Annotated in this window: 5 protein-coding genes; 2 read left to right on the top strand and 3 right to left on the bottom strand. The window is 77.1% G+C overall.

Translation table 11 applies throughout. From position 1 onward, the window contains the following. Positions 1-392: 392 nt before the first annotated feature. The 3 genes from CR938_RS13865 to CR938_RS13855 all read right to left on the bottom strand — a co-directional run bounded on the left by CR938_RS13865 (position 393) and on the right by CR938_RS13855 (position 3,509). The gene (locus CR938_RS13865) at positions 393-1,661 is read right to left on the bottom strand and encodes a heme biosynthesis protein HemY (RefSeq protein ID WP_162125552.1); all 1,269 of its coding nucleotides are present in this window, start codon (positions 1,659-1,661) and stop codon (positions 393-395) included. After that, positions 1,658-2,635: a uroporphyrinogen-III C-methyltransferase gene (locus CR938_RS13860; protein ID WP_162125551.1), complete on the bottom strand. Its 978-nt coding sequence runs from the start codon at positions 2,633-2,635 to the stop codon at positions 1,658-1,660. Before CR938_RS13860 ends, CR938_RS13865 begins: the two co-directional genes overlap by 4 nt. A 115-nt stretch (positions 2,636-2,750) precedes the next feature. Then, complete coding sequence (locus tag CR938_RS13855; RefSeq protein WP_162125550.1) at positions 2,751-3,509, bottom strand: uroporphyrinogen-III synthase; 759 nt, start codon at positions 3,507-3,509, stop codon at positions 2,751-2,753. A gap of 41 nt (positions 3,510-3,550) precedes the next feature. Between CR938_RS13855 and CR938_RS13850 the strand changes: the two genes are divergently transcribed. Together CR938_RS13850 and CR938_RS13845 are read left to right on the top strand one after the other, a co-directional pair. Continuing rightward, positions 3,551-4,006 (top strand): YiiD C-terminal domain-containing protein, encoded by a 456-nt coding sequence (locus CR938_RS13850; protein WP_211365246.1) that lies wholly within the window; start codon positions 3,551-3,553, stop codon positions 4,004-4,006. Positions 4,007-4,059: 53 nt separating this feature from the next. Continuing rightward, the gene (locus CR938_RS13845) at positions 4,060-4,485 is read left to right on the top strand and encodes a hypothetical protein (RefSeq protein ID WP_162125548.1); all 426 of its coding nucleotides are present in this window, start codon (positions 4,060-4,062) and stop codon (positions 4,483-4,485) included. Positions 4,486-4,608: the final 123 nt, after the last annotated feature.

The raw sequence follows: 4,608 nt of genomic DNA, 5'->3' as shown, positions 1-4,608 counted from the left end.
TGCGACTGCACGGTGGAAAGCGAGATGGCCGACACCACGGCGATGGCCGCCATCAGCAGCAGCATGAGGCCGAAGCCGGCAAACATGCGTTTGCCGACGGTGAAGCGTTGCAGGAACTCGTTCATGGGCGAGTTGGCGGGTGGAGGGAGGGGAGGAAACGGATGCGGGCCGGTCCCTCCGCATGGACGGACCTGCACCGCATGCCGGCCCGGTTCCCGGCTTGCCGGCGCATCCGGGCGCGGTGGTATCGGCGGGGGGATGGACCACTTGAACCGTCGCGGCGGGCGGATGCAGGGAAGCCGCACGCCATCACGCGCCCGGCGCGCAGTGCGTCACGGTTGCGGGCGGTTGTCGCGGTATGCGGAGGGCGGGCGCCGTCGCGGGCGCGGGCCTCAGCCCTGGCCGGGCAGGTGCGGGATGCCGTGGCCGTCGCGTGTTTCCGGGACGGCCAGGTCGTGGATGCGTTCGCGCAGGTCGCGGCCGGGCAGCGCCTGCACCGGTTCACCGCGGGAGGCGCGCAGGGCGTTGGCGTAGGCCAGGCGCGCGCGGGCCTCGTCGCCGGCGGCGGCCAGACCGTCGCCCAGCTCCTCCCAGGCCTCGGCACCGGCGCCCTGGGCCAGGGCGCGGTGCAGGAAGTCCTCGGCCTGCGTCCACTGGCCCTGCTGCCGGGCCAGGCGGGCCAGGGTCAGCAGCAGCGCCGGGCTGGCCGGGTGCGCCTGCAGCCAGCGCTGCGCGCTGGCGCGGCGCGAGTCGACGTGGCCGATCGGCAGGCGCCCGTACAGCGCGGCCAGGGCCTCGTCCCAGCGGGCGTCCAGGGCGTGGTCCAGGTGGCGCAGGGCCGCGTCGTTCCAGCGCAGGGCGGCGGCGCGCACCGCGTAGGCGGCGACCACGTCCGGCGCCGTGCGCAGCGGCTTGGGCGTGGCCTCCCAGCGCTCGGCCAGCTCGTTGGCGTCGGCGGCCTCCTGCAGCGCCTGCGCGGCCAGCTCCCCCTCCAGCTGGGCCAGCTCCGCCGGCGGCAGCGCGTTCTGCTGGCGCAGCGCGCCGAGCAGGCCGTAGGCCTCGCCGGCGCGGCCGATCATGCGCAGCGCGCGCACCCGCAGCACCAGGCCCCGCGGCGGCAGCGGCTGCGCCGCCGCCACGTCCAGGGCGTTGATCGCGTCCACCGGCCGACCCTGCCCGAGCAGGCGCTCGGCCTGCAGCAGGGCGTGCGCCACCGGGTCGCGCCCGGCCAGCGCGCGCAGCCATTCCTGCGCGGCGTTGCCGTCGCCGCGCCCGTCGGCGGCGCGCACCGCCGCGGCCAGGGCCAGGGCCCCGGCCTCGGGATCCTCGGCGGCGGCGGCCAGCAGCCGCTCGGCGCGGCTCCAGTGCCCGCCCTGCAGGGCGGCCAGGCCCTCCAGCAGGCGAGCGCGGCCGCGGCGCTTGCGGTAGCGGCTCCAGGTGCGCACCGGCAGGCGCAGCAGGTACCAGAGCGCGCCCAGCAGCAGCCAGGCCAGCAGCACCAGCAGCAGCGCGGCCGGCACCGAGGTGCTGTAGTCGTAGCCGCCGGTGCGCACGATCACCCGGCCCAGCGCCGACAGGTCCTGCTGGGCCAGCCAGGTGGCCGCCAGCACGCCGAGGGCGGCGGCCAGCAGCAGCATCACCAGCGAGCGGTAGGGCTTCATCGCGCACTCCTTCCGTCGCGCAGCGCGCGCAGCTGCAACAGGGTGGTGCCCAGCGCCGGCGGGTCGGCCGGCTGCAGCGGCGCGCTCCGCAGTGCCTCCAGTTCGGCCAGAACTTCCCGCAGCGGCGGTGAATCCGGCCACAACCGCCGCGCCCAGGCGTGCACGCGGTTCAGCGCGGTGTGGAAGGCGTCAACGTCGCCGCGCTCCAGCGCGGCGCGGGCCAGGGTCAGCTCGGCCTGCAGCGCATCCTGCGCCAGCGTGCGTTCGGCGCCGGTGAGCAGGGCCTGCTCGCCGACCGGCTGGATCCGCACCAGCGGCGCCAGCACGCGGTGCCACCACGGGCCGGCCGGGCGCGCCGGCGGCGTGGGCTGTTCGGGCAGCCGCGCCAGGCGCGCGTCCAGGGCATCCAGGCGCCGGGCCAGCTCGGCGCGCGGTCCGGGGCCCAGCGCGTCCAGGGCGGCGCGCTCGCCGGCCAGGGTCTGGCGCAGGTTGAGCAGGTCCGGATCGTCCAGCCCTTCCAGCAGGCCGGCGGCCAGCGCGTAGGCGCGGCGCGCGCCCTCGGCGTCGCCGGCGATGCGCAGGCGCTGCTCGCCCAGCACCAGCAGCAGCTCGGCCTCGTCCAGGCGCGCGGCCTGGCTGCCGGCGCGGCTGCTGGCCGCCAGCCGTGCCACCGTCTCCTCGAGCAGGGCGTTGCGCTGACCCAGGCCCAGCACCTCGTCGCGCAGCACGCGGTTGGCGGAGACCGCGTCCTGCAGCATGCGGCCCTGCGCGCGCAGGTCGCCGCGCAGGGTGTCCAGACGTTGCAGCAGGGTGTCCAGCTGGCGGGCCTCCTCGGCCGCGCGCGCCTGCGCCTCGGCCTGGCGCGCCTGCCAGCCGCGCCAGGCGAGGAAGCCGGCCAGCGCCAGCACGGGCAGCACCACGAGCGCCACCAGCAGGCGGGTGCGCGGCAAGCGGGGGGCGGGGAGGTCGTTCACGGCAGCATCCTTGTCTGGCGGCCGCGGGGCGGGGCGGACGGAAGGGCCACGCCGGCGCGGCGACCGTGGAAGCGCAGCATCGCTTGGCCCCGTTGCGCCCGCAAGGAGGAGCGCCTCAGGCGGCCGCCAGCAGGGTGTGGGCGGTGGCGGCCAGGGCCGCCGGCCGCGCGCTGGCGGCCACCGCCACCGGCGCGAATCCCGCCGCGCCGGCGATCTCCGCCAGCCGCGCGCTGGCCGCGGCCACCGCGCAGCGGCGCAGCAGAGTGCCGGCCTCGGCCGGCCACTGCTCCAGCACCACGCGCAGGGCCTCGGCGCTGCTCAGGGCCAGACAGGCCGGCGGGCGCAGCGCACGCAGGCGCGCCAGTGCGGTTGCGGAAGGCGGCAACGGCACCCGTTCGTAGACGTCGGCGCGACGCACCTCCACACCGCGGCCGGCCAGTTCGGCGGCGATCAGGCCACGCCCGCCGGGCGCGGGGACCAGGCCGACACTGGCCACCCCGCGCAGGCCGGGCAGGGCGAGCAGGCCCTCGCTGTCCATCCGCGCCGGCGCCGCCACCTCCGCCACGCCGGCCCGCCGCAGCGCGCGCGCGGTGCCCTCGCCCACCGCCAGCCAGTGCTGATCGGGACGGGAGCGCAGTGGTCGCAGGGCCGCTGCGGCGCGCACCGCCGCCGGGCTGGTGAACACCAGCGCCTGCGCCTGCAGGGCGTGCTCCAGCGCCTGCCGGGTGGCGGCATCGTCGCGCGCCTCCAGCGCCCAGGGCGACAGCGCCAGCACCCGGCCGCCGCGGGCGGCGGCGGCGCGGCGCAGCCCGTCGTGGCCGCCGCGCGGACGCAGCGACACGAGGGTCCAGGCGGGGGGACGCGGCGACGTCATTGCGGCATTATGCCGGCCCCCCACACGTGATGCCCGGACGCATGAGCGCCGATCCCTCCCTCGAACCGCTGCGCGCGCAGCTGGCGCGCATCCCCCAGGTGCATGCCATGCAGATCCGCGTGGACGGCGTCGTGGACGGGCGCATGTGCCTGCACGCGCCGCTGGCGCCGAACGTCAACGACAAGGGCTCGGCCTTCGGCGGCAGCCTGGTGTCGCTGCTGACCCTGGCCGGCTGGAGCCTGGCGACCTGGCGGCTGCTGCGCGCCGGCCTGCAGGCCGAGGTCTACGTGGCCGACAGCCAGGTGCGCTACCTGGCGCCGCTGTACGACGCGCTGCAGGCCGAGGCCTGGCTGGAGGAGGGCGACTGGGACACGTTCGTGCGCACCTTCGCCGAGCGCGGCCGCGCGCGCTGCCGCATCGCCGCGCGCATCGCCCTGCCGGACGGTGCCGACGCCACCACCTTCAGCGGCCGCTTCGTGGCCCTGGCGCGCGGATGAGCCGGCCCGCCGGCGCTGCTAGGATGCGGGGAGCCTTCCGCGGGAACCCGCCCATGCCACGCGCGATCCAGACCCTGCCCCTGGCCCTGCTGGCGCTGCTGCTGGCCCTGCCGGCCGCGGCCGCGGGCGGCCGCCAGCGCGCCAAGCTGGACGAGATCCAGATGGCCTTCGCCGGTGCGATCCGCTGGGGCGACTTCGGCGGTGCCTGGCAGCTGGTGGACCCGGAGTACCGCCAGGCCCATCCGCTGACCGAGCTGGAGTTCGAGCGCTACCGCCAGCTGCGCGTGTCCAGCTACCGCGAGGGCCCCAACGCGCGGCTGCCCGACGGCAGCGTGGTGCGCGAGGTGGAGATCGGCGTGGTCAACCGCCACACCCAGGCCGAGCGGGTGGTGCGCTGGCGCGAGCGCTGGCGCTGGGACGCCAAGGCCAAGCGCTGGTGGCAGACGGCCGGGCTGCCGGATTTCTGGGACGACCGCTAGGGAAGGTCTGAACAACTCCGCCCGATTGCGCGACAATGCCTCACCGTGATCGGGGTGAGTGCGATGCAGCTGTCGTTCGGTGATGCCGAGGGTCTGGGGAGCCGCAAGCGCACGCGGCGCGAG

The organism is Pseudoxanthomonas taiwanensis (assembly GCF_010093135.1).
GTDB classification, from domain to species: Bacteria; Pseudomonadota; Gammaproteobacteria; order Xanthomonadales; family Xanthomonadaceae; genus Pseudoxanthomonas; species Pseudoxanthomonas taiwanensis.
The sequence above is the reverse complement of the archived record's forward strand: the minus strand, read 5'-3'. Positions and strand labels throughout refer to the sequence as shown.